The organism is Streptomyces sp. SAS_270 (genome assembly GCF_052543295.1).
In genome coordinates this window covers 11,994-33,000 of record NZ_JBMNDS010000056.1, presented here as the reverse complement: position 1 = coordinate 33,000, position 21,007 = coordinate 11,994, and the positions used below count along the sequence as shown (strand labels likewise).

Here is a 21,007-nt window from a genome sequence, read left to right as displayed (position 1 = left end):
GACCGTGAAGCAGGGAGTGGGCGCGGCCTAATGAGCCTCCGCACACACCCCGGAGCGGAGCTCTCTACAGGCTGACGCCCACCGTCACCGGCTCGTTGACCAGCGTGACCCCGAAGGCCTCGCGCACCCCGGCGACGACCTCGCGGGCCAGCGCGAGCAGGTCCTCGGTGGTGGCCTCGCCCCGGTTGGTGAGGGCCAGGGTGTGCTTGGTGGAGATGCGCGCGGGCCCGGTGCCGTAGCCCTTGGTGAAGCCGGACTTGTCGATCAGCCAGGCCGCGGAGGTCTTGGTGTGGCTGTCGCCCGCCGGGTACGCCGGTGGCACGGTCTCGGCGCCGAGCCGCTCCCGCACGCGCGCGTGGAACGCCGCGAACTCCTCGTCCGTGAGGATCGGGTTGGTGAAGAACGACCCCGCGGACCAGGTGTCGTGGTCCTCCGGGTCGAGCACCATGCCCTTGCCGGAGCGCAGCTTCAGCACGGTCTCGCGGGCGGCGGCCAGGGGCACACGGTCGCCGGGTCCCACACCCAGGACGCGGGCGGTCTCGGCGTACTTGACCGGCGCGCTCAGCCCGGCGGCGTCCTCCAGCTCGAAGCGGACGCGCAGAACGACGTAGCGTTCGGGGTCTTCCTTGAAGCGGCTGTGGCGGTACGAGAAGGCGCAGTCGGCGTTCGCCAGCGTGACCGTCTCACGCACCTTCCGGTCGTAAGCGATCACTTCTGTGATCGTCGACGACACTTCCTGACCGTACGCGCCCACGTTCTGGATCGGAGTCGCACCCGCGGAGCCGGGGATCCCGGCGAGGCACTCGACGCCCGCGAGCCCGGCCTCGACGGTGCGCGCGACCGCGTCGGTCCACACCTCACCGGCGGCCAGCTCCAGCTTCGTGCCGTCGAGTGCGAACCCGCGCGTGGCGATGCGCAGGGCGGTTCCGGCGAAGCCCTTGTCGGCGATGACCAGGTTGGAGCCGCCGCCGATGAGCAGCAGCGGCGTACCGGCGTCGTCGGCCTCGCGGACGGCCGCGATCACCTCGGCGTCGGTCGTCGCGGTGATCAGACGGGCGGCGGGCCCGCCGAGCCGGAAGGTGGTCAGCGGGGCGAGCGGGGCATCGTGAAGTTCCTGCACGGGCTCAAGACTACGAGACGCCTGAGACAGCCCTCGCCGTCGGTCACGGCCCGGCACGCGCGCGTACGGCCCCGCCGGTGGGAGCGGGGCCGTACACGCGCGTGCCGTTCACATCAGGTCCGATCCGTCACGTCACCTCACGTCAGGCGCCGGAACGCCTCGGTCCAGTCGAGCGGAAGATCGTCGCTGTTCGCCGTCCAGGTGGCGAACTTCGCGTCGCTCATCTCGGCGGCCAGGCCCCGGGACGTCGGTGCGTGGGTGCCGGAGCGGGCGAAGTCCTTGAGCGCCGCGGGCGACTCCCAGGCGGACAGCGTCCAGAAGGTGCGCCGAAGCGGCTGCGCTTTCAGGGAGGCCCCGTACGCGCCGGGCGCTCGGCTCACCTGCCGCCACACGCCGGGCGTCCTGGCGAAGAACTTCAGCGCTCCCCAGAGGGTGCGGGTCTCGAAACGGGAGGCGAAGACGTGGATCTCGGCACCCTGCGGCGGCGTGTTCGGCACGGTCCAAGGGAGGGTGGGCATGATCTGGCTCCTTCCGGGGCCTGGGCGACTTCGAGGGCGTTCGGTGCGAGACGGCTTCGCGGCGACGTTCGGCGCGAGACCGTAATCGCGGCGTTCAGTGCGAGACGGTTTCGAGGGCGGGCGCCGGGGTGGAGGCGCCGGGCTCCGCGTCCGCAGCTGTCTCTGCCGCGCGCCGCCTCGCCGGGATGACCAGGGCCGCGATCCCTGCCAGGGCCACCACCGCGGCGCCCACCACGAGCGCCGGCTGCAGGCCGTCCACGAAGTTCTGCGCGGAGTCGTAGCCGCCCTGCGCGGAGAAGATCGAGGACATCACCGCGATGCCGAGCGCGCCGCCGACCTCGCGGAGAGCGTTGTTCGCGCCGGAGGCGATGCCCTGCTCCTGCGGCAGGACGCTGGACATGACCAGGTTGGCTGCGGGGGCGAAGAACAGCGCCATGCCGATGCCGCTGAGGATCAGGCCGGGCAGCTGCACGGCGTACGAGGCGTCGACCGTGACCACGGAGGCCATGTAACCGAGACCTGCCGCCTGGAAGAACAGACCGGCGGCGACGACCGGACGGCCCCCGATCCGGTCGGAGAGGATGCCGGCGATCGGCGCGACGAGCATCGGCATACCGGTCCAGGGCAGCATCCGCAGCCCCGCCTCGGTGGGCGAGTAGCCGAGGACGCCCTGCATGTACTGGCTGAGCAGGAAGATCGACCCGAACATCCCGAGGAACATCAGCAGGCTCGCCGCGTTGATGCCGGCGAAGGCGCGGGAGCGGAACAGCCGCATCGGGAGCATGGGGTTCTTGGCGCGGATGCCGTGGATGACGAAGCCTGCGAGCAGCGCGGCGCCCGCGACGAGGCCGGTCAGGACGAGGGAGCTGGTCCAGCCGTCGGCGGGCCCGCGGACCAGGCCGTAGACGATCCCGAAGAGGCCGCCGCTGGCGAGCAGGGTGCCGGGGATGTCGAGCGGGGCGCCGGTGCCGTGCGACTCGGCGAGGCGCAGGCGGGCCAGGGGCAGCAGGGCCAGGCCGAGCGGAACGTTCAGCCAGAAGATCCAGTGCCAGGACACGTGTTCGGTGAGACTGCCGCCGATCAGGGGCCCGGAGGCGACCGCGAGGCCGTTCACGGCTCCCCATATCCCGTACGCCATCCCGCGCTTGGCGGCGGGAACCGCGGCCGTCAGCAGGGTGAGCGTCAACGGCATCATGATCGCCGCACCGACACCCTGCACCGCGCGGGCGGCGATCAGCGAGTCGATGCCGGGCGCCATGGCCGCGGCGGCGGAAGCGCCGGTGAAGACAGTGAGTCCGGCGAGGAACAGCCGACGGCGGCCGAACCGGTCGCCGAGCGCAGCGCCGAACATCAGCAGTACGGCGAAGGTGAGCGTGTAGGCACTCACCGTCCACTCCAGGTCGTCCAGCGCTCCCCCGAGGTCCTTGCGGATGGAGGGCAGCGCGGTGGTGACGACGAGGTTGTCGAGGGCCGCCATGAAGCCGGCGACGCTGGTGATGACGAGGGCCCAGACGACGCCTCCGCGGCGTGCGGTCTGTTCGGTCCCGTCGGGCCTTTCGGTCCGATCGCTCGATATGCCCTGTTCGGACTGCTGTGACATCGCTCCCCCAGAGAGTGGCCATCAGGATTGGTTAGTTATTGCTGACTAACTTTGATGATCATGAAAAGGCGCTGAAAACGCCCTTACCTCTTCCGCTTCCCCTACTTCTCCAGCCGGCCCTTGATCCGCGCCGACGGGTAGAGGCCTTCCCACACCCGGTGCTCGGGCGGGAAACCCATGGCCACCAGGCAGTTGATGAGCATCCCGTACGCCATGAAGGTCGTCGTTCCGTCGATGTCGGCACCGAGCGGCAGATGAACGGCGTCCCACAGCCGCATCCAGCCCGCCCGCACCGCCTCGCCGAACTCGTGTTCGCCCATCTGCTCGGCGGCGCCCACCGCCACGTACATCTGCATCTGCATCATCAGCTGCTCGGGCCGTTCCGCGATGACCTTGGTGTACGCGTTCGCCATGGCATGCAGGGCCTCTTCGCCCTCCAGCCCCTCGGCGGCATCCACGAACGTGCGGATGGTCTCCTCCACGCAGCGCTCGGACGCCGCGAGGAAGATCGCCTTCTTGCCAGGGAAGAGCCTGAAGAGGTACGGCTGCGAGACACCGACGCGCTTGGCGATCGCCTCGGTGGACGTCCCGTAGAAGCCACCGAGGGCGAACTCGCTCATCGCCGCACGAATGACGCTTTCACGCCTCTCTTCTGCGCTCATCCTGACCATGCGAGTAAGTTAGTACTCAATCACTAACTACGTCAAGGGGGGCGTCTCGGAGCGGCGGTACGAGGGCGTACGACGGCGGCGCGAAGGCGGTACGAGGACGTACGGCGGCGGTACGAAGGCGGTATGGGTAAGGGGCGCTCGCTATGGCGAGCGCCCCTTACCTGCACAGATTCAGAGATCGGAGAGCAGGGACTGCTGGCCGACTGAAGGTCGCAGGCTGTTCGCAGACTGCAGGTCACGGTTCTCAGGCGAGTCGTACGACCGCTCGTGACATGCCCAGGACCTTCTGGCCCGCGCTCATCGCGACGAGGTCGACGCGCACGGTGTTGTCGTCGAGCTTGGCGGCGACCTTGGCGCTGACCTCGACGGTCGCGCCCTGGTCGTCGTTCGGGACCACGACGGGCTTGGTGAAGCGGACGCCGTACTCGATGACCGCGCCGGGGTCGCCGACCCAGTCGGTGACGACCCGGATCGCCTCGGCCATGGTGAACATGCCGTGCGCGATGACGTCGGGAAGGCCGACCTCGACCGCGAACTTCTCGTTCCAGTGGATCGGGTTGAAGTCCCCGGAGGCGCCCGCGTACTGGACGAGCGTGGCCCGGGTCACGGGGAAGGTCTGGGCGGGCAGTTCGGTGCCGACCTCGACGTCCGTGTAAGAGATCTTCGCCGCCATGTCAGGCCTCCTCCGCCCCGCGCGCCACGAGCTTGGTGACGGCAGTCACGACATGCTCGCCGGCCTCGTCGTGGACCTCGCCGCGGACGTCCAGGATGTCGTTGCCCGCCATGGACTTGATCGCCTCGATGGTCGAGGTGACCGTGAGGCGGTCGCCCGCGCGCACCGGCCGGGAGTAGGCGAACTTCTGGTCGCCGTGCACCACCCGGTTGTAGTCCAGGCCCAGCTGAGGATCCTGGACGACCTGGCCGGCCGCCTTGAACGTGATCGCGAACACAAAGGTGGGCGGGGCGATCACATCGGCGTACCCGAGCGCCTTGGCGGCCTCCGGGTCGGTGTACGCGGGGTTGGTGTCCCCCACGGCCTCGGCGAACTCGCGGATCTTCTCCCGGCCGACCTCGTAGGGGTCGGTGGGCGGGTAGGACCGCCCGACGAAGGACTGGTCGAGCGCCATGGCTCGGCACCTCCTGGTTGTCTTCGCTGATGTCCCGACTCGCGCAGCCGGCCCAACGGACGCCGGACAGCACAGAACGTGACACAGAACAGAGCAGGGGCTCCAACGACGCGAGGCCGCCCCCCGCTAAGGGGACGGCCTCGCGTACGAGCCTGATTTATCGCGTTTCGCGGTGCGCGGTGTGCGCGTTGCAACGCGGGCAGTGCTTCTTCATCTCCAGTCGGTCCGGGTCGTTACGCCGGTTCTTCTTGGTGATGTAGTTCCGCTCCTTGCACTCCACGCAGGCCAGCGTGATCTTCGGGCGGACGTCGGTGGCAGCCACAGGAGTGCTCCTTGACGAACGGATGGGACAGGTTTAACGCATAAAAGAGTAGCCGATCGAAGGACCGACCCCACAATCGGCTACTGTCAGTAGCGGTGACCGGACTTGAACCGGTGACACAGCGATTATGAGCCGCTTGCTCTACCGACTGAGCTACACCGCTTTGATGCGATCGGCCCCCGCCTTGCGACGGGAACCTCCCACACCAGAGCCCCAATACGGAATCGAACCGTAGACCTTCTCCTTACCATGGAGACGCTCTACCGACTGAGCTATTGGGGCGAGCGATGAAGACATTACACGCTCGGCCGCCGATCGCCCAAATCCGTTTCGTGCCACCCGCCCCGACCTGTTCCCCGCCGTTCTCCGGGCGCTCCAACAGCCCCTCACGCACCAGGAATCACACAGGAATCATGGCCGTGCGCGACCGGGTGGCGGGGGTCGCCGCGCTGTGCGCGCGGGTGTCTGGGCATGGTCGAGGTGGGGTGCCTGTGTCCGGTCGAGGTTGGGCGCCTGGGCAGGGCCGCGGTGGGGTGCTTGTGTCCGGCCGAGGCGGGGTGCCTTGGGGACGGCCGCGGTGGGGTGCCTGTGTCCGTGGCTGCGCTGGGGTGTTGCCTGTGCGGGCCTCGCGTTCCGTGACTGCGTACGGGCGGGCGGTCGGTCCTCCGCACAGCCGCGCGTTTCGTGCCTCCGCACAGCCGCGCGTTTCGTGCCTCCGCACAGCCGCGCGTTTCGTGCCTCCGTACAGCGCGTGTTTCACGCCCCCGTACGGCCGCGCGTCTCACGCCTCCGTACAGCAGTCTGACGCCGCCTGACCTCGCCGGTACGACTATTTCGCTCCTCCCCGCCGCAGACGGATCGCCGTCCTAGGCTCGACCCACGCTGCGTGATCTTGTGCCACGTTCCTCTCAGGTCCTGCCGTGCCGCCATCCCTCCGTCCCGCTCTCCGCACGCCCCGCAGACGCCCTGCCAGCAGCCGCCCCCGAGCCCCAGGAGCGCGATGCCCGACAGTCAGCCGCAGCCGTCCCCCTCCTCGGGACAGACCGACACGGCCGCCCTTCTGCTCTGTGGAGCGCGGCTCACCGACGGCCGGACCGTGGATGTGCGGCTGGGCGGCGGACGCATCGAGGCGGTCGGCACCGCCGGAAGCCTGGCGTCCTCCGGGGCCGGCGTCCCGGAAGAACCCGGCACGCGTGTGGACCTCAGCGGCTATCTGCTCCTGCCGGCCCCTGTCGAGCCGCACGCCCACAGCGACACGGCCCTCTCGGCCGACGGCGACGGTCCCCTCTCGTACGACGCCCAGGAGGTCCAGCGCCGGGCCACCGAGGCCGCACTGCTGCAACTCGGCCACGGGGCAACCGCGTTGCGCTCGCACGTGCACGTCGGTGACGTACAGGGACTCGACGCGCTCGCGGCGGTGCTCCAGGTCCGGCGATCGCTGCGCGGTCTCGCCGAGCTGACGACGGTGGCCATGCCCCGGGTCCTGACGGGAGTCGCAGGGGCGGACGGACTCGCGATGCTCCGGGACGCGGTGAAAATGGGTGCCTCCGTGGTGGGCGGCTGTCCGGACGTAGACCCCGACCCGACGGGCTACACGGAGGCCGTCCTCGAACTGGCCTCCGAACACGGTTGCGCCGTCGACCTGCACACGGACGGTCACGACCCCGCCCGTCTCGGGCGGCTCGCGGCGATGGCGGGCGGGCTGCGCCCCGGAGTGACGCTCGGCCCGTGCGGTGGGCTCGGCCGCCTGCCCGCCGAGGCGGCGTCGCGGGTCGCGGACCGGCTCGCCGCGGCCGGGGTGAGCGTCGTCTGCCTGCCCCAGGGCGGGTGCGGGGGCGTCGACGGGCGCGGAACGGCTCCGGTACGGCTGCTGCGAGCGGCCGGGGTCCTGGTCGCCGCGGGCAGCGGTGCCGTGCGCGACGTGGCGAACCCAGTGGGACGCGGGGATCCGCTGGAGGCGGCGTACCTGCTGGCCTCGCGCTACGGGCTGCGCCCCGACGACGCGTACGACATGGTGAGTTCCGCCGCGCGGGCCGCTCTCGGGCTGCCCGAGGTGCGGGTGGAAGCCGGGTTTCCCGCCGAGTTGCTCGCCGTGCGCGGGGACCGGCTCGCGGGTGCGCTGTCGCTCGCGTACAGCCGGATCGTCGTCCACCGGGGGCGGGTTGTGGCACGCACGAGTGCGGTGCGCGAGTACTGCAGCTCGGCCGCGGGGTCGGCGCTGGATCTGCCGCGGCAGGGGCGGGTGGAGTCGTCGTAGGCGGCACGCGGCGTATCTGCGGCGTGCCTGGGGCGTGGTGCCTGGGGCGTACCGATCAGCGAGCGCCCGGGGTGGTGGGTGGCGAGGCGCAACCGCGAGTGGCGGGCGTAACCGTGGGTGGTGGCGCAACTGTGGGTGGCTACGCGCGCGTGGAGCGCTTTTGCGGTCCACGCGCGCGTAGCCACCGTCCTACGCACCGAGCGGCGAGTGCAGCGGGAAGGCTCCAGGCCGCTCGCGCGTACCCGCCGTTCACGGCACCTGGGCAGCTCAGAGGACGCCGCCTCCAAGAACGCTGCCGAGCGGGCTGTTCGGCCCCGTGACCTTGTCCGCGGGAATCTCGGTGGCGCCGGACGGGGCGCTGACATCGCCCGCCTTGTCGAACCTCAGGACCAGGGGCAGCTCGGCCGCCTTCGGGTCGTCCGCGAGGACGGCGAGGTCCACCTTGACCCGGGTCAGGTCGCCGTTCTTCAGCGTGAAGTCGACCGCGACCTTCTTGTTCGGGGCGTCCTTCAGGTCCTTGGCCGTGGGGAGTTCGGCGCCCGGCGGCAGGTCGCTCTCCAGCGGCCTGAGCTTGTCGAAGAGGCCGGTGAGCAGGTCGCGGAAGTTGGCCTTGGCGACGATCCGTTCGGTGCCGTCCTTGCCTCCCTTGTTGCTAAAGGTGACCTTGTGGGCGACGACACCGCGCACGGCCTTGAGGATCTTCTGCTGGGTCTTGGCGTCGATCGCGTCCTCCCCGGAGCCGCTGGACCCGCCGGAACCTCCGGACGCCTGGGCGTTGTCGGAGTCCGCCGCTCCCGCGGCGGACTTTTCCGCGGCCTTCTTCAGGTCGCCGTTGTCGACCTTGACCCAGTCCCCTTCGAGGACAGCCCTGAACTCCTTCTCACTCTCCGGAAGTTCGTCGGCCGACGGCATGGGGACGCCCATCACCTTGCCGAAGGCCTTCATGTCGGCGCGGTAGTACGTGGAGCCGCCGACGACCCGGTACTCGGCCATGAGGCCCTCGGATCCCGCGATCCTGACGCTCGTCCCGACGAGGTCCTTCTCGCCGGAATCCGCCAACGCCTTCTTCGACTTGACGGACACATCGATGCTCAGCCCGGTGAGCACCTTCGCGAACTCCGGGGGCAGTTCCTCGTCGGAGCCCGCCTCGCCCATGAGCGACGTGAGGGCATCAGGGTCGGCGTCCAGGCTCAGGGCGAAGGCGAGCGACTTCTGTTCACCGAGCCGATCCACGGCGTGGTCCACCTTCTGTCCCGCCGTGAGGTTCTCGACCGTGCCGCAGGCGGCCGCCGTGGTGAGCAGGACGACGGCACAGCCGGTCGCGATGACGGTCTTGCGTATGGCAGTGATGACGGTCTCCTCAAGGGTGTCTCTCAGGACGCCGCTCAGGACGCCAGGGGGCGCCGTGCAGATGGTGCATGTCGGCGCACTGCAGCGCTCCCCGCACTCATGCGATCGTGTGATCATTCATGTGACCCATGAGTTGTCCACAGGGTTGTGCGGCGATTGGGTCCGGTCGGGCGTACGGTCGGAAACATGCGCATTGTCATCGCTGGAGGTCATGGTCAGATCGCGCTGCGGCTGGAGCGGCTGCTCTCCGCGCGCGGTGACGAGGTCGCGGGGATCATCCGCCGTTCCGAGCAGGGCGACGATCTGCGGGCGGCCGGCGCCGAGCCGGTCCTGTGCGATCTGGAGTCGGCGTCGGTGGAGGAGGTCGCCGCCCATCTGCAGGGCGCGGACGCGGCCGTCTTCGCGGCGGGCGCGGGCCCGGGCAGCGGCACGGCCCGCAAGGACACCGTGGACCGCGGCGCGGCCGTCCTCTTCACGGAGGCGGCCGAGCGTGCGGGCGTACGACGGTATGTGGTGGTGTCCTCGATGGGTGCGGACCCTGCGCACCCGGGCGACGGCGTCTTCGACATCTATCTGCGCGCCAAGGGCGAGGCCGACGCGTACGTACGCGGTCGTACGGCACTGGACTGGACGATCCTGCGCCCCGGCGGCCTGCTCGACGACGCCGGCACCGGTCTCGTACGCCTGGAGGCGTCCACCGGGCGCGGCACGATCCCCCGGGACGATGTCGCGGCGGTCCTGGCGGAACTGCTGGACACTCCGGCGACGGCCGGGCTGACGCTGGAGCTGGTCAGCGGATCGGCGCCGGTCTCGGTGGCGGTCAAATCGGTGGCGGGGAACTGAGCGGGGCCGCGGCCGACGAGGTTCCGGCCGCCCAGGAAGCTCTGCTGCGGAGGATGTACGAGGTCTTCTCCACCGACCGACGTGACACCTTCGTCCCGCACTGCCTGTCCCCGGAAGTGGACTGGCCGAACGTCCTCGACAGCATCCGTCTGCACGGCCACGAGGAGGTCCGCGCCTACTGGGCCCGGCAGTTCGCGGCCGGACATCCGCTGGTACGGCTGGAGGGGCTGAGCCTCGACACGGACGGCACGCGAGTCGTCGCCACCGTCCGGCCGGGGCAGCGGACCGCGACGGGCGAGGAGTGGGCGGACGGGACGGTGGAGCACGTGTACTCGTTCGGCGGGGACGGCCTGGTGAGCCGTATGGACGTACGGCAGCTCTGACGGGCCCGGTTGGGGGTGCGATTGCGGTTGCCCCCAAGCCTTCTGCTTCTGCTTCTGCTTCTGCTTCTGCTTCTGCTTCTGCTTCTGCTTCTGCTTCTGCTTCTGCTTCTGCTTGCCAGGGTCAGAACAGCGGGAGCTGCCCGGGGCATTCGGGCACGACGTACCCGTCCAGGGCCGACTGGGCCGCGCCGAGCTGTGCCTGTCGGCGCGACCCTGGGCAGGAGACCAGCTCGCCGCTCCCCCGCAGACCCGGTGGGTCGTGCCGGGCGAACCGTCCCGCGACGACGGCGATCTCACGGCGGCACTCGGGGCAGTTGCGGCGGCGGGATGACATGGGATCAGTGTGCCCGGTAAGGCGGGAGCCGTACCGGGCACACTCGGGCGGGCGTGGAGCAGGTGTGGACGGTCGCGTGCAGAGCCCCTCTGGACGGGCGTGCGCGGAGCACCTGTGGGTCAGACGCGGCTCTGGGCACGGCGACGGCGTACGACGAGGACGGTGGCCGCGCCTGCCGCGACGGCGGCGGCTGCCGCGCCCGCGAGCGGGAGGGCCGGGCCGGAGCCGGTTGAGGCCAGGTCGCCCCCGGTGGTCGTCGAGCCCGTACCGCCGGTCGACGCGGAGCCACCGGTCGAGGCGGAACCCGAGCCGCCGGTGGACGACGAGCCGCCCGTGGAACCGCCGGTGGAACCGCCGCTGGACGAGGAGCCTCCGGTACCGGAACCGCCCGTGGTGGACCCGCCGGTCGAGCCGCTGCCTGTCACGTCGAGGGTGATGTCGGCCTTGTCGTTCGCCTTGTTCACGTCGAACGGCCGTGACTCGTCGGGGAGCGCGATCGAGCCCTTGGCGCCCGCGACCTTCTTGTTGATCTTCAACTTGAAGGTGTACCCGGTGACCAGGCCCTCGTCCACCCAGCGCTGAGCGGTGCCACAGCTGTAGACCCCGGGCCCGGAGCCGGCCTTGGCGCTGCAGAAACCGTCCGTCTTCACGACCGACATTCCGGCGGGAATCTTGACGGCGACACGCAGGGGCGGCTTCGCCTCCGGACGCAGCACCCAGGCGGGCCCGGCGTTGGTGAAGTTCACGTCCATGGTGACCGTGTCACCGACGCTCCCCTTCAGATGGGCGCCCGCGACCTTGAAGTCGGCCGTGTTGTCGGAGGTGACCGGCACCTCGACGGGGCCGTCGACGACGTCGCTCTCGCCGGACCGCTCGACCAGCTTCACCGCGGGCGCAGTCCCCTGCACGGGCTTCGTGGCGGCGTCGTCCAGCGGAGGGTCGTAGCTCCACACGCTCACGCGCAGGTTGTCGCTGAGCGCGCGGTCCAGGGCCTTGACCGCGAGCGGCTTCTCCAGGACGTAGCCGACCTCGGGCTCAAGCGTCTGGTCGAACTCGCACACGACGTTCGACTTCTCGGTCATCTCGTCGTACGAAACGACATGGTGAGCAGCGCAGTTGGACGGAAGGGCCGCGAAGTCGAGCCCCCGAGTGACGGAATAGAAGACCCAGGCCTTGTCCACGGCCTTCAGTCCCTTGTTCGTGACCGTGACCGGCACGTCGAAACTGCTGCCCGGCTTCACCCCGTCGATCGGGGCGATGTCCCCGAGAAACAGATCGGGCACGGTGTCGTCGGCCACCGCAGCGGGCGCCGCGCCGAGCGCGAGCAGGGCGGCGGCGCTCAGCGCGCCGACAGCGGTGCGGGAGGCGCGAAGGCCGGACAGTGAGAAAGACATGGAGGAGATCCTCTGTGAACACCGGGGAAACGGACGGAGTCCTGCGGGTCTTGCGGGGGCAAGACCCCCGCGTTCGGCGAAAGGTTGCACGGCGTTCGCCAATGGCCACAGGATCCACGCCATCCCAACAAAAACCCCGCCCCGCGTTCACAACAGCACCCACCCCGCGGTCAGCCCCGCCACCGTCCGCCCCACCCGGCAGGCGATTCCCCGAAGCTGGGGACCCACCCACAAAAACACCCCAAACAAGCAGAAACTCCTCCGATCTACGCTTACACAAGCATCCCTCGGCCGACTGACCCCCATCGAATTCGAGACGCCCAACCCCGTATCAGACCCAACCTCTGATCTTGCTCAAAGCCATCAGCCATGCGCATGCCGGAGACATAGGTTCACTTCGACTACGAACGGCGAGGGCGGGGGCGTTGACTCGATGGCGAAGCCGGTACGTGCAGCACTGGGCGAAATCTGGCTCAACTGCCAGGTCTGCCGAGGAGACCTGTTCCGAGAGCGGAACGTCCTGCTCAACAGCACCGGCATGGAGTTCATGAAGCTGGCATGGGCCGACGAGAACGCCACCGGCTTGATCTGCTGGCGATGCGGCTACGTCCACCTCTTCGTCAACAAGGAAATCAAGCTCTACCGAGCGGACAAGTAACGGAGAGCCAGGGCGCCTCTACCCAGCCCCCAACGGCGCGACCAAGAGAACGCCCGCCCCACCGCTGCTCTCGCCGCAGGGGACCTTCCGGAGGCCCTGCTGGATCACCGGCCTTCATGCCCTCAGCGTGCGCCCGCCCAACGGTGTCCGCATCTCATCCACACGAGCACGGAGGTCACAGGCTCGCGGCCGAAGACGGTGTCTGCTCGGACGGCCAGCGTCCAGCGTTGGCACGCGTATGGCCCGAAAACCCTGACCGTCCCCGGGACCCACGCGTAACAAAATGAGGCACGTCATCCTCTTTCGATTCCACCCGAAAGATCGTCCCGGAACACAAAGAGACCCCCTCCGTTCCGCGTTTCCGCAGTTCGGAGAGGGTCTACCTACATGTGGCGGCGCCAGGGTTCGAACCTGGGTAGGCTGAGCCGGCAGATTTACAGTCTGCTCCCTTTGGCCGCTCGGGCACACCGCCGGGGTTGCTGCCCTTCGAACCGCTTTGCGGCGGCGCTCTGTGGCAACGACGTAAACGATACCCGATGCCTGGGGGTGCTTCGCCACCCGATTGATCTGCGCTCGGAGTGGAGGGGGTGGCTAGGCTTATGCGGATGCGGCCCGGGACCGACGTCCGGCCCGAGGGCCGCCCCTACGCACCCCGATACAAGGAGCCACAGGACATGGCCGACTCCAGTTTCGACATCGTCTCGAAGGTCGAGCGGCAGGAGGTCGACAACGCCCTCAACCAGGCCGCCAAGGAGATCTCCCAGCGCTACGACTTCAAGAACGTCGGCGCTTCCATCTCCTGGTCCGGCGAGAAGATCCTCATGGAGGCGAACTCCGAGGAAAGGGTCAAGGCCATCCTCGATGTGTTCGAGACCAAGCTCGTCAAGCGCGGTATCTCGCTGAAGGCGCTGGACGCCGGGGAGCCGCAGCTCTCCGGCAAGGAGTACAAGATCTTCGCGACGATCGAGGAGGGCATCTCCCAGGACAACGCGAAGAAGGTGGCGAAGATCATCCGCGATGAGGGCCCGAAGGGCGTGAAGGCTCAGGTGCAGGGCGAAGAGCTGCGCGTCAGCTCGAAGAGCCGCGACGACCTTCAGGCCGTGCAGGCACTCCTCAAGGGCAAGGACTTCGACTTCGCTCTGCAGTACGTGAACTACCGGTAGGACCGATGGCTGCCGGTACCGGTACCGGCAGCCATCGGTTCTTCCGTTCGTTGTGCGCGCCGCCATGGGGCGCACAACAGTGGACCGCGTACCGAGAAGGGTGGGCACCTGGGTGCCCACCCTTCTCGCCTGCTGGCTGCGGTCTCAGAGGTATGCGCTCAACGGCGCGAGTCGCCGAACAGGATGCGGTAGGCGATCAGCAGCACGAGCGAGCCGCCGATCGCGGATGCCCAGGTGGCGCCGTCGTAGAAGTGCTTGCTGACCGGGTGGTCCAGCCAGCGGGCGGATATCCAGCCCCCGATGAAGGCGCCCGCGACCCCGATGAGGGTCGTCCCTATGAAGCCACCCGGGTCGCGCCCCGGCAGCAGGAACTTGGCGATGGCTCCGGCCAACAGCCCCAGAATGATCCAGCTGATGATGCCCATGCCGTGAACCTGCCTCTCCGCGCTGTGCCCGTGCTGTGCTCATGCTCCGGCCCGGCTGTGTTCATGCGCTCTTACCGCTGGTTGTGCCGGTGTTGTTGTCTCGTCGCCGGGGAGGACGCCTCTGCGACGGCGTCCGGTTGCACTGATCAGTAGGGTGCGGTTCATGACACAGGCCGGTGCGGAGTTGCGGCGGACGCTCGGGGTCAGGGACGCGGTTGTCATCGGTCTCGGGTCGATGGTGGGTGCCGGAATCTTCGCAGCCCTGGGACCCGCGGCGCGGGCAGCCGGGTCGGGGCTGTTCCTGAGCCTCGCCGTCGCCGCCGTGGTCGCCTACTGCAATGCCATGTCCTCGGCGCGGCTGGCCGCGATGTACCCCGCCTCGGGTGGCACCTACGTCTACGGGCGCGAGCGGCTCGGCGACTTCTGGGGCTACCTGGCAGGCTGGTCGTTCGTCGTCGGGAAGACCGCTTCCTGTGCGGCCATGGCGCTCACCGTGGGGGCGTACGTCTGGCCGGGGCAGGCGCACGCGGTGGCGGTCGGGGCCGTGGTGGCACTGACCGCGGTGAACTACGGCGGCGTCCAGAAGTCGGCTTGGCTGACGCGGGCGATCGTGGCGTCGGTCTTCGCGGTCCTCGCTTCCGTGGTGATCGTGTGTCTCGGCTCCGGCGCCGCCGATGCGAGCAGGTTGGACGTCGGGCTCTCAGGCGGCGCGAGCGGGGTGCTTCAGGCAGCCGGTCTGCTGTTCTTCGCGTTCGCCGGGTACGCGCGGATCGCGACCCTCGGTGAGGAGGTACGGGATCCGGCGCGCACCATTCCCCGCGCGATCCCCTTGGCCTTGGGCATCGCGCTTGTGGTGTACGCGGGTGTGGCGGTGGCCGTCCTTTCCGTGCTGGGGTCGGGTGGGCTCGGGCACGCGGCCGCTCCGCTGGCCGACGCGGTGCGGGCAGCAGATGCGCCTGGGCTCGTGCCGGTGGTTCGGGTGGGTGCTGCCGTGGCCGCGCTCGGCTCGCTCCTCGCCCTGATCCTGGGTGTCTCGCGCACGACGCTGGCCATGGCCCGGGACCGTCATCTGCCGGGCGCCCTGGCCGCCGTGCATCCGCGGTTCAAAGTGCCGCACCGGGCAGAGCTGGCCGTGGGTGCGGTGGTCGCCGTGCTGGCCGCGACGGTGGATGTGCGGGGTGCGATCGGCTTCTCCTCCTTCGGTGTGCTGGCGTACTACGCAGTGGCCAACGCGTCCGCATGGACGCTAAGTTCGACGTGGGTGTCGCGGGTCGTGCCGGTCGTGGGGCTCATCGGTTGCGTGGTCCTGGCATTCGCGCTGCCCGGCGTGTCGGTGGCCGTGGGCGCGGCTGCGCTGACGGTGGGGGCGGCGGCGTACGGCGTACGGAAGTGGGCGTCCGGGCGGTAGGCGTCAGGGGCGGGACGGATGTCGGGGCCAGAGGCCCGGACATCCGCCAGCGGCCAGCGGCCAGCGGCAGCGGCAGCGGCAGCGGCAGCGGCAGCGGCAGCGGCAGCGGCAGCGGCAGCTAGAGCGTCGGTGCCGCTGCCGTGCGTATCCGGAAGTCGGGCCAAGGGGCCATGTCCGTCTCGTCGTTGGACTCCTCGTACCAGCCCGTGCCGTCGAGCCAGGTGTGCAGCCAGTCCGCGAGGGCCGGGGCGTCCACATACCAGGCGTTGTCGGCCTCGGCGGCGTTCGGCTCGAAGAGCAGGACTGTGGCCTCCGGGCTGCGGCAGTCCACGCACGCGTACATGCCGCAGCCCCAGTGGGATATCGGCAGGACGCCCTCCGGCCAGGGCCAGTCGGGGTCCTTGCGGCCGCTCTTGCGGTTGGCGAGGTACTGCGGGACCGCGGCGGGCTCGCCCGACGGGTGGCTGTCGAGCAAGGGCAGCAGGCCGTACTCCGGGCCGAATCCGCCGTCCCCTATACGCAGGTACAGCGAGGCGAGCAGCGGCGGCAGGGCGAACCCGAGCACGGCCTCGGCGCGGGCGAGCGCGGTGGCCTCCACGGGCTCGGGCAGTGAAGGCCAGCCCCACGGGCGGGTGTTGCGGGCCTCGACTGTCACCCTGTCCAGCAACTGCTCGATCTCGGTCATGGATTCATGATGCAGCGCGGCACTGACAATCGGGCAGCCTGTGGATAACCCTGTGCCGCCATGGCGTACGTCGTGTGCCGCGCCCCGGTCGCCGCGCTAGCGGCCGGCGAACGGCTGGTCCGTGCGGACGATTTCGCGGCCGAGGGGCAGCAGCGAGACCGGGATCAGCTTGAAGTTGGCGATGCCGAACGGGATGCCGATGATCGTGATGCACAGGAGGAATCCGGTGACGATGTGGGCGATGGCCAGCCACCAGCCCGCGAGGATCAGCCACAGCACGTTGCCGATGCAGGAAGGGGCGCCGGCGTCACGGCGCTCGACCGTCGTATAGCCGAAGGGCCACAGGGCGTAGACCCCGATGCGGAACGCGGCGATGCCGAACGGGATGCCGATGATCGTGATGCACAGCAGTACACCCGCGGCCAGGTATCCGAGGAACAGCCAGAAGCCGCTCAGGACGAGCCAAATGACGTTCAGGATGGTTTTCACTGAGGGCGACCTGCCATTTTCTCGAGCCGGGCGATGCGCTCCGCCATCGGCGGGTGCGTGGAGAACATCTTCGACACTCCCTGTCCCGGGCGGAAGGGGTTCGCGATCATCATGTGGCTCGCGGTCTCGATGCGGGGCTCGGGGGGCAGCGGCAATTGCTTGGTGCCCGCGTCGAGTTTGCGCAGCGCGCTCGCCAGGGCGAGGGGGTCGCCGGTGAGTTGCGCGCCGGACGCATCCGCCTCGTACTCCCTGGAACGGCTGATGGCGAGTTGGATCAGGGATGCGGCGAGCGGTCCCAGAATCATGATCATGAGCATGCCCAGGATGCCGGGGCCGTCGTCGTCGTTCGAGCGGCCGATCGGGATCAGCCAGGCGAAGTTGACCAGGAACATGATCACGGAGGCGAGCGCGCCGGCGACCGACGAGATCAGGATGTCGCGGTTGTAGACGTGGCTGAGTTCGTGGCCGATCACGCCGCGCAGCTCGCGCTCGTCCAGGATGCGCAGGATGCCTTCGGTGCAGCACACCGCCGCGTTGCGAGGGTTGCGGCCGGTCGCGAACGCGTTCGGCGCCTCCGTCGGTGAGATGTACAGGCGCGGCATCGGTTGGCGGGCCTGTGTGGAGAGCTCACGGACCATCCGGTAGAGGGCCGGGGCCTCGAACTCGCTCACAGGACGCGCGCGCATCGCGCGTAGAGCCACTTTGTCGCTGTTCCAGTACGCGTACGCGTTGGTGCCGATCGCTACGAAGAGTGCGACGACGAGTCCGGTACGCCCGAAGAAGCTGCCGATGACGATGATGAGTGCGGACAGTCCCCCGAGGAGTACGGCGGTCCTGAGCCCGTTGTGCCGGCGGTGCACGGTACGCCCTCCAAGTGGTGCGGCAGGGGAACCCTTTGCCTGGTGATGCTCTGCTTCCACTCTTCAGTGGACCCTCCCGTACTGGTCAACGCCAGGCGAGGAGCGCTAGTTCCCTTGTGCGGGCACCTGCGCGCGTGGGCCGTCCGGGTGACGGGGCAGGACGGGCCACGCGCGCGTGGAGGGTGTTTTGGGCGGGCCGGGTCAGAACAGGCCGGTGTCCGAGAATCGCAGGATCAGCTGGGGCGCCCCGGACAGGGCGACGCCCAGGACCGCGGTCAGCGCGATGGCGGCCGTCAGTGGGGCCGGCACCCGGTGCTTCTCGGGCTCGCCCTCGGGCGCGCGGAACAGCAGGGTCGTCCACTGGAGGTAGTAGAAGAGGGCGATCACGACGTTGACGGCCATGACCACGGCCAGCCAGCCGAGCCCCGCGTCGACAGCGGACGCGAAGACGGTGACCTTGGCGAAGAGACCGATGATGCCCGGCGGCAGCCCGGCGAGACAGAGCAGGAAGAAGCCGAGGAGCAGGGCGGCCAGGGGGTTCGACGCGTACAGGCCGCGGTAGTCGCTGATGCGGTTCAGCGCCCTCGTACGGCCCACGAGGGCGGCGACCGCGAAGGCGCCGAGGTTCACGGCCGCGTACATCAGGGCGTACGCGACGGTGGAGCCGATGGCCTTCTCGCCGTCCTTGGAGTAGGCGGCGGAGGCGATCGGCACCAGCAGGTAGCCGGCCTGGCCGACGGAGGACCAGGCGAGCAGCCGTACCGCGCTGTACGCGCGCGTGGTCTGCTGCCGCAGGGCGCCGACGTTGCCGACGGTCATGGTGAGGGCGGCCAGCGCCGCGAGCGCCGGTCCCCAGACGTCCGCGTACGACGGGAAGGCGACGACGGTGACGAGGATCAGCCCGGAGAAGCCGACCGCCTTGCCGACGACCGACAGGTAGGCGGCGATCGGCAGAGGCGCCCCTACGTAGGTGTCGGGCACCCAGAAGTGGAAGGGCACGGCGGCCGTCTTGAAGGCGAAGCCGACGAGCGTGAGGACGACGCCGGCCTGGGCGAGGGTGTGGAACTGTCCGTCGACGTGCTGGATCTTGTCCGCGATCTCGGTGAGGTAGAGGGTGCCGGTCGTCGCGTAGACGAAGCTGACGCCCATGAGGCTCACGGCGGTCGCGGTGACGGAGGACAGGAAGAACTTCAGGGCCGCCTCGGAGGACTTCTTGTCGCCGTGCTTGATGCCGACAAGGGCGAAGGCGGGCAGGGAGGCGACCTCCAGGGCGACGATGAGGGTCGCGAGGTCGCGTGAGGCCGGCAGCAGGGCGGCGCCCGCGGCCGAGGAGAGCAGCAGGAACCAGAACTCCCCTTCGGGGAGTTCCTTGTTGGCGTCCTTGAGGGCGGTCACCGACAACAGGGCCGCAAGAAGTGCGCCGCCGAGGACCAGGAACTGGATGACGAGGGTGAAGCGGTCCGCCGTGTAACTGCACGCGCCTGCGTCGCCCGTCAGACAGAAGGTGGCGCGGTCGCCGTCCAGGAGGGGCAGCAGGAGGAGCGCGGACGCGGCGAGGCCCACGACCGACACCCAGCCGAGTACCGCCTTCTTGTCGTCGCCGAGGAAGAGGTCGACGACGAGCACGACGAGTCCGACGAGCGCGGTGAGAGTGGGCGGCGCGATCGCGAGCCAGTCGACGGACTGGACGAGGGAGCTCATCGGGTGCCTCCTGCGAGGAGCTGCTGCACGGCCGGGTCGGAGAGGCCGAGGAGGGCCTTCGGCCAGAGTCCGGCGACGACGGTGAGGACGACGAGCGGAGTCCAGGCGGCGAACTCGTAGTTCTGGACGTCGGCGAGCTGCGGGCCGTCCGGCTTCGGAGTCGCGCCCATACAGACACGGCGGACGACGAGGAGCATGTACGCGGCGGTGAGCAGCGTGCCGAAGGCGGCGATCGCCATGAACGTGAGGAACGCGGGGCGGCTGAGGTCTTCGGCGGGCTTGAACGCGCCGAACAGCGCCAGCATCTCGCCCCAGAATCCGGCGAGGCCCGGCAGGCCGAGCGAGGCGACGGCGCCGAAGGCGATGAGGCCGCCGAGGCGCGGGGCCTTGCCGTAGAGGGCGGCGCCGGTCTCCTCGGCGAGGGTGTCGAGGTCGGTGGTGCCGGTCCGGTCCTTCAGCGCGCCGACCAGGAAGAAGAGGAGGCCGGTGATGAGGCCGTGCGCGATGTTGGCGAAGAGCGCGCCGTTCACGCCGGTCGGGGTCATCGTCGAGATGCCGAGCAGCACGAAGCCCATGTGGCCGACGGAGGAGTACGCGATGAGGCGCTTGAGATCACCCTTCGCACCCTGTTTGGCGAGGGCCAGGCAGGCCAGGGATCCGTAGATGATCCCGACGACGGCGAAGGCGGCGAGGTAGGGCGCGAAGGTGTGCAGACCGTCGGGCGCGACCGGCAGCAGAATCCGGACGAAACCGTACGTACCCATCTTCAGCAGCACTCCGGCCAGCAGGACCGAGCCAACGGTCGGCGCGGCCGTGTGCGCGTCCGGCAGCCAGCTGTGCAACGGCCACATCGGCGTCTTGACCGCGAGCCCGATTCCGATCGCCAAAACGGCGATGACCTGCACGGATGTGGTCAGCCCGTGACCGTTGTCAGTGGCGAGTGCCACCATGTCAAATGTGCCGGACTTGATTCCGATCAGGAGCAGGCCCAGCAGCATGACGACCGAACCGAGCAGCGTGTACAGGATGAACTTCCAGGCAGCGGCCTGGCGTTCCGCACCGCCCCATCGGGCGATGAGGAAGTACATCGGGATGAGCACCATCTCGAACGCGAGGAAGAACAGCAGCAGGTCGAGGACGGCGAAGGTCGCGAGGGTGCCGGACTCAAGGACGAGCAGCAGGGCGACGAAGGCCTTCGGGGTCGGACCCGCGGGCATTTTGAAGTAGCTGTAGAGCGCGCAGAGGAAGGTCAGCAGCGCGGTCAGGACCAGAAGGGGGAGGGAAATGCCGTCGATGCCGAGGTGGATCCGCACGTCGAGTGCGGGGATCCAGCTGATGTCCGTCGTGGCCTGCATCTTCGACGGGTGGTCGTGGTCGAAGCCGAGCGCGAGGACCATCGCGGCGATGAGCACCGCGCCGGTCACGGTCACGCCGTGCCGCAGCACGGCCTGCTCGGGCGACTTCCCCTTCAGCCCGGGCGGGGCCGGCAGAAGAGCGGCGGCGGCCCCGATGAGCGGGCCGACGACGATGAATGCCAGAAGAATCTGCATCACGGACTCGTTGATATCGATCACGCCTGCTCACGCTCCCGTGGCGACGAGGAGGGCGGCGACCACCAGGACGACGGTGCCGGCGAGCAGCGCGCTCACATAGGTCTGCACGTTGCCGGTCTGGGCGCGGCGTACAGCCGCGCCCAGCC

At 69.3% G+C, this 21,007-nt stretch carries 22 protein-coding genes and 3 tRNA genes; 6 read left to right on the top strand and 19 right to left on the bottom strand.

Annotated features, from left to right (window positions below; all coding sequences use genetic code 11):
• Window positions 1-64: 64 nt before the first annotated feature.
• The 9 genes from ACN6LB_RS30525 to ACN6LB_RS30485 form a co-directional block, all read right to left on the bottom strand.
• The gene (locus ACN6LB_RS30525; RefSeq protein ID WP_445028687.1) at window positions 65-1,177 is read right to left on the bottom strand and encodes a UDP-N-acetylmuramate dehydrogenase; all 1,113 of its coding nucleotides are present in this window, start codon (window positions 1,175-1,177) and stop codon (window positions 65-67) included.
• An 80-nt stretch (window positions 1,178-1,257) separates the two neighbouring features.
• On the bottom strand, window positions 1,258-1,638 hold the full coding sequence (locus ACN6LB_RS30520; protein WP_445028686.1) for a DUF3291 domain-containing protein: 381 nt from the start codon (window positions 1,636-1,638) through the stop codon (window positions 1,258-1,260).
• Between the two features lie 94 nt (window positions 1,639-1,732).
• Window positions 1,733-3,238 carry a DHA2 family efflux MFS transporter permease subunit gene (locus ACN6LB_RS30515; RefSeq protein WP_445028685.1) on the bottom strand — a complete coding sequence of 502 codons (1,506 nt, stop codon included), beginning with the start codon at window positions 3,236-3,238 and terminating at the stop codon, window positions 1,733-1,735.
• A gap of 101 nt (window positions 3,239-3,339) precedes the next feature.
• A complete protein-coding gene (locus ACN6LB_RS30510; RefSeq protein WP_356149600.1) occupies window positions 3,340-3,909 on the bottom strand; it encodes a TetR/AcrR family transcriptional regulator in 570 nt (189 codons plus the stop codon).
• A 244-nt stretch (window positions 3,910-4,153) separates the two neighbouring features.
• Window positions 4,154-4,582: a MaoC family dehydratase gene (locus ACN6LB_RS30505; protein ID WP_356141706.1), complete on the bottom strand. Its 429-nt coding sequence runs from the start codon at window positions 4,580-4,582 to the stop codon at window positions 4,154-4,156.
• 1 nt (window position 4,583) lies between these two features.
• Window positions 4,584-5,036, bottom strand: a complete 453-nt coding sequence (locus tag ACN6LB_RS30500) for a MaoC family dehydratase N-terminal domain-containing protein (RefSeq protein WP_356141704.1) — start codon at window positions 5,034-5,036, stop codon at window positions 4,584-4,586.
• A gap of 157 nt (window positions 5,037-5,193) precedes the next feature.
• The gene (gene rpmG, locus ACN6LB_RS30495) at window positions 5,194-5,358 is read right to left on the bottom strand and encodes a 50S ribosomal protein L33 (RefSeq protein WP_004571794.1); all 165 of its coding nucleotides are present in this window, start codon (window positions 5,356-5,358) and stop codon (window positions 5,194-5,196) included.
• Between the two features lie 90 nt (window positions 5,359-5,448).
• Window positions 5,449-5,521, bottom strand: a tRNA-Met gene (locus tag ACN6LB_RS30490).
• Between the two features lie 46 nt (window positions 5,522-5,567).
• Window positions 5,568-5,640: transfer RNA gene (locus ACN6LB_RS30485), tRNA-Thr, on the bottom strand.
• Between the two features lie 718 nt (window positions 5,641-6,358).
• Here ACN6LB_RS30485 and ACN6LB_RS30480 point away from each other — a divergent pair.
• The gene (locus tag ACN6LB_RS30480) at window positions 6,359-7,615 is read left to right on the top strand and encodes an amidohydrolase family protein (RefSeq protein WP_445028684.1); all 1,257 of its coding nucleotides are present in this window, start codon (window positions 6,359-6,361) and stop codon (window positions 7,613-7,615) included.
• Between the two features lie 267 nt (window positions 7,616-7,882).
• On the opposite strand, the gene ACN6LB_RS30475 is transcribed toward ACN6LB_RS30480, so the two are convergent.
• Window positions 7,883-9,082 carry a hypothetical protein gene (locus tag ACN6LB_RS30475; RefSeq protein ID WP_445028683.1) on the bottom strand — a complete coding sequence of 400 codons (1,200 nt, stop codon included), beginning with the start codon at window positions 9,080-9,082 and terminating at the stop codon, window positions 7,883-7,885.
• A gap of 69 nt (window positions 9,083-9,151) precedes the next feature.
• Here ACN6LB_RS30475 and ACN6LB_RS30470 point away from each other — a divergent pair, with 69 nt between their 5' ends.
• Window positions 9,152-9,808, top strand: a complete 657-nt coding sequence (locus ACN6LB_RS30470) for an SDR family oxidoreductase (RefSeq protein WP_445028682.1) — start codon at window positions 9,152-9,154, stop codon at window positions 9,806-9,808.
• 53 nt (window positions 9,809-9,861) lie between these two features.
• On the top strand, window positions 9,862-10,191 hold the full coding sequence (locus ACN6LB_RS30465) for a nuclear transport factor 2 family protein (RefSeq protein ID WP_445028681.1): 330 nt from the start codon (window positions 9,862-9,864) through the stop codon (window positions 10,189-10,191).
• Between the two features lie 121 nt (window positions 10,192-10,312).
• Here ACN6LB_RS30465 and ACN6LB_RS30460 read toward each other — a convergent pair whose 3' ends face one another.
• A complete protein-coding gene (locus tag ACN6LB_RS30460) occupies window positions 10,313-10,525 on the bottom strand; it encodes a hypothetical protein (protein ID WP_445028680.1) in 213 nt (70 codons plus the stop codon).
• 119 nt (window positions 10,526-10,644) lie between these two features.
• On the bottom strand, window positions 10,645-11,919 hold the full coding sequence (locus ACN6LB_RS30455) for a hypothetical protein (RefSeq protein WP_445028679.1): 1,275 nt from the start codon (window positions 11,917-11,919) through the stop codon (window positions 10,645-10,647).
• 433 nt (window positions 11,920-12,352) lie between these two features.
• Between ACN6LB_RS30455 and ACN6LB_RS30450 the strand changes: the two genes are divergently transcribed.
• A complete protein-coding gene (locus ACN6LB_RS30450) occupies window positions 12,353-12,577 on the top strand; it encodes a hypothetical protein (protein ID WP_445028678.1) in 225 nt (74 codons plus the stop codon).
• 390 nt (window positions 12,578-12,967) lie between these two features.
• On the opposite strand, the gene ACN6LB_RS30445 is transcribed toward ACN6LB_RS30450, so the two are convergent.
• A tRNA-Tyr gene (locus ACN6LB_RS30445) sits at window positions 12,968-13,049 on the bottom strand.
• A 202-nt stretch (window positions 13,050-13,251) separates the two neighbouring features.
• Here ACN6LB_RS30445 and ACN6LB_RS30440 point away from each other — a divergent pair.
• A complete protein-coding gene (locus ACN6LB_RS30440) occupies window positions 13,252-13,740 on the top strand; it encodes a YajQ family cyclic di-GMP-binding protein (RefSeq protein ID WP_445028677.1) in 489 nt (162 codons plus the stop codon).
• A 158-nt stretch (window positions 13,741-13,898) separates the two neighbouring features.
• On the opposite strand, the gene ACN6LB_RS30435 is transcribed toward ACN6LB_RS30440, so the two are convergent.
• Complete coding sequence (locus ACN6LB_RS30435; protein ID WP_356145310.1) at window positions 13,899-14,165, bottom strand: GlsB/YeaQ/YmgE family stress response membrane protein; 267 nt, start codon at window positions 14,163-14,165, stop codon at window positions 13,899-13,901.
• Between the two features lie 163 nt (window positions 14,166-14,328).
• On the opposite strand from ACN6LB_RS30435, the gene ACN6LB_RS30430 reads away from it, so the two are divergent.
• Window positions 14,329-15,573 (top strand): APC family permease, encoded by a 1,245-nt coding sequence (locus ACN6LB_RS30430; protein ID WP_445028676.1) that lies wholly within the window; start codon window positions 14,329-14,331, stop codon window positions 15,571-15,573.
• A gap of 118 nt (window positions 15,574-15,691) precedes the next feature.
• Here ACN6LB_RS30430 and ACN6LB_RS30425 read toward each other — a convergent pair whose 3' ends face one another.
• From ACN6LB_RS30425 to ACN6LB_RS30405, 5 genes are all read right to left on the bottom strand, one after another.
• Entirely contained in the window at window positions 15,692-16,258 is a 567-nt protein-coding gene (locus tag ACN6LB_RS30425; RefSeq protein WP_445028675.1) for an SMI1/KNR4 family protein, read from the bottom strand.
• Between the two features lie 96 nt (window positions 16,259-16,354).
• The gene (locus tag ACN6LB_RS30420) at window positions 16,355-16,747 is read right to left on the bottom strand and encodes a YccF domain-containing protein (protein WP_356145316.1); all 393 of its coding nucleotides are present in this window, start codon (window positions 16,745-16,747) and stop codon (window positions 16,355-16,357) included.
• Window positions 16,744-17,607, bottom strand: a complete 864-nt coding sequence (htpX, locus tag ACN6LB_RS30415; RefSeq protein WP_356145318.1) for a zinc metalloprotease HtpX — start codon at window positions 17,605-17,607, stop codon at window positions 16,744-16,746. Before htpX ends, ACN6LB_RS30420 begins: the two co-directional genes overlap by 4 nt.
• Before the next feature lie 201 nt (window positions 17,608-17,808).
• Window positions 17,809-19,308 (bottom strand): NADH-quinone oxidoreductase subunit N, encoded by a 1,500-nt coding sequence (locus ACN6LB_RS30410; protein WP_445028674.1) that lies wholly within the window; start codon window positions 19,306-19,308, stop codon window positions 17,809-17,811.
• Complete coding sequence (locus tag ACN6LB_RS30405; RefSeq protein ID WP_445028673.1) at window positions 19,305-20,882, bottom strand: NADH-quinone oxidoreductase subunit M; 1,578 nt, start codon at window positions 20,880-20,882, stop codon at window positions 19,305-19,307. The genes ACN6LB_RS30410 and ACN6LB_RS30405 overlap by 4 nt, the downstream gene beginning before the upstream one ends.
• Window positions 20,883-21,007 lie beyond the last annotated feature (125 nt).

Coding starts and splice junctions, on each gene's coding strand:
- ACN6LB_RS30480 (WP_445028684.1), top strand. CDS start 6,359: ATGCCCGACAGTCAGCCGCAGCCGTCCCCCTCCTCGGGACAGACCGAC.
- ACN6LB_RS30435 (WP_356145310.1), bottom strand. CDS start 14,165: ATGGGCATCATCAGCTGGATCATTCTGGGGCTGTTGGCCGGAGCCATC.
- ACN6LB_RS30470 (WP_445028682.1), top strand. CDS start 9,152: ATGCGCATTGTCATCGCTGGAGGTCATGGTCAGATCGCGCTGCGGCTG.
- ACN6LB_RS30520 (WP_445028686.1), bottom strand. CDS start 1,638: ATGCCCACCCTCCCTTGGACCGTGCCGAACACGCCGCCGCAGGGTGCC.
- ACN6LB_RS30500 (WP_356141704.1), bottom strand. CDS start 5,036: ATGGCGCTCGACCAGTCCTTCGTCGGGCGGTCCTACCCGCCCACCGAC.
- ACN6LB_RS30455 (WP_445028679.1), bottom strand. CDS start 11,919: ATGTCTTTCTCACTGTCCGGCCTTCGCGCCTCCCGCACCGCTGTCGGC.
- ACN6LB_RS30505 (WP_356141706.1), bottom strand. CDS start 4,582: ATGGCGGCGAAGATCTCTTACACGGACGTCGAGGTCGGCACCGAACTG.
- ACN6LB_RS30450 (WP_445028678.1), top strand. CDS start 12,353: ATGGCGAAGCCGGTACGTGCAGCACTGGGCGAAATCTGGCTCAACTGC.
- ACN6LB_RS30475 (WP_445028683.1), bottom strand. CDS start 9,082: ATGATCACACGATCGCATGAGTGCGGGGAGCGCTGCAGTGCGCCGACA.
- ACN6LB_RS30410 (WP_445028674.1), bottom strand. CDS start 19,308: ATGAGCTCCCTCGTCCAGTCCGTCGACTGGCTCGCGATCGCGCCGCCC.
- ACN6LB_RS30515 (WP_445028685.1), bottom strand. CDS start 3,238: ATGTCACAGCAGTCCGAACAGGGCATATCGAGCGATCGGACCGAAAGG.
- ACN6LB_RS30510 (WP_356149600.1), bottom strand. CDS start 3,909: ATGGTCAGGATGAGCGCAGAAGAGAGGCGTGAAAGCGTCATTCGTGCG.
- ACN6LB_RS30465 (WP_445028681.1), top strand. CDS start 9,862: ATGTACGAGGTCTTCTCCACCGACCGACGTGACACCTTCGTCCCGCAC.
- ACN6LB_RS30425 (WP_445028675.1), bottom strand. CDS start 16,258: ATGACCGAGATCGAGCAGTTGCTGGACAGGGTGACAGTCGAGGCCCGC.
- ACN6LB_RS30430 (WP_445028676.1), top strand. CDS start 14,329: ATGACACAGGCCGGTGCGGAGTTGCGGCGGACGCTCGGGGTCAGGGAC.
- ACN6LB_RS30440 (WP_445028677.1), top strand. CDS start 13,252: ATGGCCGACTCCAGTTTCGACATCGTCTCGAAGGTCGAGCGGCAGGAG.
- ACN6LB_RS30460 (WP_445028680.1), bottom strand. CDS start 10,525: ATGTCATCCCGCCGCCGCAACTGCCCCGAGTGCCGCCGTGAGATCGCC.